The 4,739-nt window shown below is 69.8% G+C and carries 5 protein-coding genes; 2 read left to right on the forward strand and 3 right to left on the reverse strand.

Features of this window, described 5'->3' with window-relative positions:
* Both D7V93_RS38220 and D7V93_RS38225 read left to right on the forward strand, forming a co-directional pair.
* On the forward strand, window positions 1–3,091 hold a 3,091-nt coding region (locus tag D7V93_RS38220; RefSeq protein ID WP_208723289.1), incomplete at its 5' end, for an Ig-like domain-containing protein.
* Window positions 3,092–3,146: 55 nt separating this feature from the next.
* Window positions 3,147–3,893 carry a type 1 glutamine amidotransferase domain-containing protein gene (locus D7V93_RS38225; RefSeq protein ID WP_120648012.1) on the forward strand — a complete coding sequence of 249 codons (747 nt, stop codon included), beginning with the start codon at window positions 3,147–3,149 and terminating at the stop codon, window positions 3,891–3,893.
* A 58-nt stretch (window positions 3,894–3,951) separates the two neighbouring features.
* Here the strand turns inward: D7V93_RS38225 and D7V93_RS38230 are convergent, their stop codons facing one another.
* The 3 genes from D7V93_RS38230 to D7V93_RS45465 all read right to left on the reverse strand — a co-directional run.
* Window positions 3,952–4,320 carry a hypothetical protein gene (locus D7V93_RS38230; RefSeq protein ID WP_120608747.1) on the reverse strand — a complete coding sequence of 123 codons (369 nt, stop codon included), beginning with the start codon at window positions 4,318–4,320 and terminating at the stop codon, window positions 3,952–3,954.
* Window positions 4,317–4,553, reverse strand: a complete 237-nt coding sequence (locus D7V93_RS38235; RefSeq protein WP_120648013.1) for a hypothetical protein — start codon at window positions 4,551–4,553, stop codon at window positions 4,317–4,319. Before D7V93_RS38235 ends, D7V93_RS38230 begins: the two co-directional genes overlap by 4 nt.
* A 3-nt stretch (window positions 4,554–4,556) precedes the next feature.
* Window positions 4,557–4,739, reverse strand: a 183-nt coding sequence (locus tag D7V93_RS45465; RefSeq protein WP_158623954.1) for a hypothetical protein, incomplete at its 5' end; no start/stop codon positions are given.

A 4,739-nucleotide genomic window follows, 5' to 3' on the forward strand; every position in this document is an offset into this window, starting at 1 on the left:
CCTCCCCCCCGAGACACGCACCGGCGAACAGGGACTCGCCTGTACAAACAGCCTCGTCCCCCAGATGACCAGCGCCACCCTTCCCTCCGGCACGGTGACCCGCTCCGGCGCCTACGGCGGCACCTACGAGGCCTGGGGAGCCTTCGACCACACCAACAGCACGATGTGGATCTCCAGCCTGGGCACCATCCCCGCCTGGCTTGCCTATGAATGGGCGGATGGCCCGAAGACGGTCACCCACTACGCCATCAACTACGCCAACGGCAGCATCACTTCCCGCGCCCCCCGGACCTTCACCCTCCAGGGCTGGAATGGCACCGCGTGGGTGGTCGTGGATACGCGCGCCAACGAAATCAACTGGGCGGGCTTCGAGCGGCGCGAGTACCTGGTCGCCTCCCCGGGCGCCTACGTCAAATACAAACTGAACGTCACGGAGGACAACGACAGCCGCACGGGCATCGAGGTCATCTCCATGGGCCGGCTCGAACTCCTCCAATGCCAGACGGACGTGGTTCCGCCCGCGGTCCCGGTGCTGACGGGCTTCACACCCACGTCGCCGTCGAACACCAACACGCACCCCGTGCTCGCCGGGACGACGGAGGCGGGAGCCACCGTGAAGCTCTTCCTGGGGACGTCCTGCCAGGGCACGCCGCTGTCCACCGTGACGGCCGCGACGGATGGCAGCTTCTCCTCGACGTTCTCCCTGGCCTCCAACACCACCGTCACCTTCACCGCCACCGCCACGGACGCCGCGAACAATGTCTCCGCGTGCTCGCCGGGCATCACCTACCAGCACGACAGCCTCGCGCCCTCGCCGCCGACGCTCACGGGGTTCACGCCCGTCTCCCCGTCCAATAACACGCAGCCCCTGCTGTCCGGCACGGCGGAAGCCAACGCCAGCGTGCGCCTCTTCGCGGGGTCGTCCTGCCAGGGCACGCCGCTCGCCACCCTGACGGCGGCCGCCAATGGCACCTTCTCGCGGGCGGTCTCCGTCGCGGCCAACACGCAGGTCTTCTTCAGCAGCACCGCCACCGACGCGGCGGGCAACACGTCCACGTGCTCCAATGCCCCGCTCTACCGGCATGACAGCGTCGCCCCCGCCGCGCCGGCGCTCACGGGCTTCAGCCCCGTGTCCCCTGGCTCCAGCACGCAGCCCTCGCTGACCGGCACGGCGGAGGCCGCCGCCACCGTGCGCCTCTTCGCGGCCGCGGGCTGCGTGGGCACGCCGCTCGCCACCGTCAGCGCGCACGCCTCCACAGGGGCCTTCTCGTTCGCCCGCACGGTCGCCGCCAATGCCTCCGCGACCTTCTCCGTGCGGGCCGTGGACGCGGCGGGCAACCCCTCCGTCTGCTCCGCGGCCGCCACGTATGTGAATGACAGCCTGGCCCCCGCGCTGCCCACGTTCCTTCCCGGAGTCATTCCCTTCACGGTGTCGCCGTTCGTCGCGGCGGTGCGGGTCCAGACCGAGCCCGGCGCCCGGATGGCGCTGTTCGCGGACGCCGCCTGCACCATGCCGTCACCTTCGACGCCCGAAGTCACCGCGGGGACGAACGGCATCGCCCAGATGCCCCTGGTGCCCGCCCAGCTCAACGTGCAGCTCTTCGGCGCGGCCCGCGACGCGGCGGGCAATCGCTCCGCCTGCGCGTCCTTCCAGCCGGGCTGTGGGATGGGCACCGCGGACTGTGATGGCAACCCGGCGAACGGCTGCGAAGCGAACCTGCTGAGCGACGAGGCGAACTGCGGCGCCTGTGGCACGACGTGCGGCGGGGCCGCCTCCGCCAACGCCGTCTGCGGCGCGGGCACCTGCGGCCTGGGCTGCGCGGTGGGCACTTTCGACTGTGATGGGAGCGCGACCAACGGCTGCGAGTCCGCCACCGCCTGCGACCCGCTGACGTGTCAGGTGGAGCCGTTCGAAGAGCTGCTCATCACCGACCTGTCCGTGGTGGAGGACCCCACGCGGACCACCGGGAGCGGGGCCTGGACCTTCGGCACGCTGCTGCGCGAGATGAACGGCGGCGCGGACCCGTCCGCGCTGGTGCGCACCTGGCTGCGGACCTGGGAGCAGCCCCAGTTCATCGCAGCGTCCGTCATCCCGCCCCGGCCCAACATCCGCAATCTGGTGACGAACGCCTGGGAGGCGCGCAGCGGCGGCTCGAGCCAGCCACTGGACTTCAACACCGCGCCGTTCCGGTTGCTCGCCATCGTCAACCGCATGGACCTGCGACAGGAGGGGGTGGTCGCGGGCGAGGGCCGCTTCGTGTTCGGCGTGCTCGATCCATCCGGCAATCCCGCGCCGTTCACCGTCATCCTGGAGTACGTGCTCCCGGGTGGCACGTCGGAAGAGCTCCAGCGCTGGGCGCGGGACTGGCATGAGCTGGGGCGCGTGGGCGTGGGCAGCCCGGGCTACAACGCGAAGCTCCAGGCCGTGACGGACCGCTTCACCAAGGCCTTCGTGGCACCGGACCGCTTCCTCGGCAGCGCCATCAGCCAGGTGCGCACCAACGAGAACGCGCTCGACTTCGAGTGGGAGCTGCGCGAGTTCCACCTCGGACCCACCGGCCTTGCTCCGGCGGCGGTGGCGCTCACGCCCGAGTTCTTCCTCAGCGGCTCCCCGATGCTCGCGAACTACATCCAGCAGAACGAGGCCGCCATCCTGGCGGGGACGCACACCCTGCCCCCCATCTTCAACGGCCAGGTGTTCCAGGCGGGTTCGGCGCTCACGCCCTTCGGCTTCCTCTACGATGCTCCCGGCGTGAATCCCGAAGCGCGCCACCAGTTCTCGGTGAACACGTGCAACGGCTGCCACGCGGGGGAGACCGACACGTTCTTCCTCCACGTCGGACCGCGCTCCACGGGCCAGCCGTCCTTCCTGTCCCCCTTCCTCACGAACGCGTCCCCCATGCCGGATCCCACGGGCGCGGGACCGCCCCACGTCTTCAACGACCTGGGGCGCCGCCAGGACGACCTGCGCGCGATGGTGTGCGGCGAGCCGCCCGCCCAGCTGGCGGCCTCACGCAAGGAGGGCGCGCGCAGGGCCGCCGTCCCGGGCTTCCCGCCGCGCTCCAACCTGCCCGCGGGCCGCGTCCACTGAGGCCGTGAGGGGGACGCGGCTTGTCAGGACCCGGGCGTGCGGAAAGACTGACCGCATGTCCCCTGCCCGCCGCGTCCTCGTCCCGCTGCCCGACCGCGACTTCGACGTCACCGAGGTCGCGGTGCCGTGGCGCAAGCTCACCGACGCGGGCCACGAGGTGGTGTTCGCCACGGAGCAGGGCCACATGCCCGCGGCGGATCCGCTGCTGCTCACGGGCGTGCTCTTCGGAAAGCTGGGCGCGGATCCGGAGCCCCGGCGCTTCTACGGCGACCTCACCCTCACCGAGGGCTTCCAGAAGCCACTGACCTGGGACGCGGTGGTGCCGGAGGACTTCGACGCGCTGCTGCTCCCCGGAGGCCATGCGCCGGGCATGCGGCAGTACCTGGGCAGTCAGGCGCTCCAGGCGAAGGTGGCGGCGTTCTGGGCGCTTCAGCGGCCCGTCGCGGCCATCTGTCACGGCGTGCTGGTGCTCGCGCGGACGAAGGACCCCGCCACCGGCAAGAGCGTGCTGCACGGCACGCGCACCACCTGCCTGCCCAAGTACATGGAGCGCTCCGCGTACCTGCTCACGGCCTGGAAGCTGGGGCGCTACTACCGCACCTATCCCGCCTACGTGGAGGAGGAGGTGGTGGCCGCCCTCGCGGAAGCCACCCACTTCGAGCGCGGCCCCCGCGTCGTCGCGAAGCGCGGCACCGCGACGGACCACACCCCGGCCTTCGTGGTGGAGGATGGCCGCTACGTCTCCGCCCGGTGGCCGGGGGACGCGTACCTCTTCGCGGAGCGCTTCCTCACGCGGCTGTGAGCCCCTGCGCTTCCGGACCGTGGCGCGGACGCCACGGCCCGGTTCAGGGGGTCCGACGTCAGGACGGGGGCGGCACGGCCTGGTTCCGGAGGACCAGCAACACCTGGTTGATGCTGTTCACCCAGATCTGCGCCGCGACCGCGTCCTCGTAGATGGCGTCCTTCATGAGCTTGAAGACGAAGTCATTGCCGCTGCGCAGGATGAGCCGGACGCCCGCGCCCTTCCAGAAGCTCTTGCGGATCTCCGCCCGGTCGATGTCCTTGATGTAGAAGTTGAAGATCAAGGTCCCCAGCTCGTCCTCGGCGAAGACCCGCTTCGTCGTCAGCGTCCCCAGGAAGATGCCGTAGAGCGTGTCATCCGCCCGGCGCGTTGAAACCAGACATTGCTTCTGGACCTTCTCCTGCGGCCCGAGGATGACCCGCGTCATTTGCCACCTGCCCCTTCCGTGGTGGCCTGGAAGAGGAGCCCTTCCTTGTACAACTCCATGTATCCACAATCAGGGCAGATCGCCGTCAGCATGGTCAGGACCTCTTGATTGCCAAAGCCCTTCTCGGGCTTGAGCTGGAATCGGCTGAGCTGCATGGTGAGCATGACCTCCGGGCAGTTGATACAGAGGACAGCCTTCTCGCCCTTGCGAACCGGATCCGGTCGGATGGGCATGGCTCACTTCACGATCTTGGGAGCACCCTTGGGGGTGTTCTTGTTGATCTTGTCGACCGCGGCCTTGTCCTTCAGGCGTTCGAGGTCCTTGGCCGCCTGGTCGGCCTTGTTGGCGTCGTCACGGTCATAGACGTCATCCACGAGCTTCCCCACCCCGCGCCCCACCGTGTTCACCAGGCGCATGCC

The sequence above is a fragment of the Corallococcus llansteffanensis genome (genome assembly GCF_003612055.1).
GTDB classification, from domain to species: Bacteria; Myxococcota; Myxococcia; order Myxococcales; family Myxococcaceae; genus Corallococcus; species Corallococcus llansteffanensis.

What these genes read in the sequence shown, in the direction of transcription:
- D7V93_RS38225 (WP_120648012.1), top strand. Translation starts at nt 3,147, where the DNA reads ATGTCCCCTGCCCGCCGCGTCCTCGTCCCGCTGCCCGACCGCGACTTC.
- D7V93_RS38230 (WP_120608747.1), bottom strand. Translation starts at nt 4,320, where the DNA reads ATGACGCGGGTCATCCTCGGGCCGCAGGAGAAGGTCCAGAAGCAATGT.
- D7V93_RS38235 (WP_120648013.1), bottom strand. Translation starts at nt 4,553, where the DNA reads ATGCCCATCCGACCGGATCCGGTTCGCAAGGGCGAGAAGGCTGTCCTC.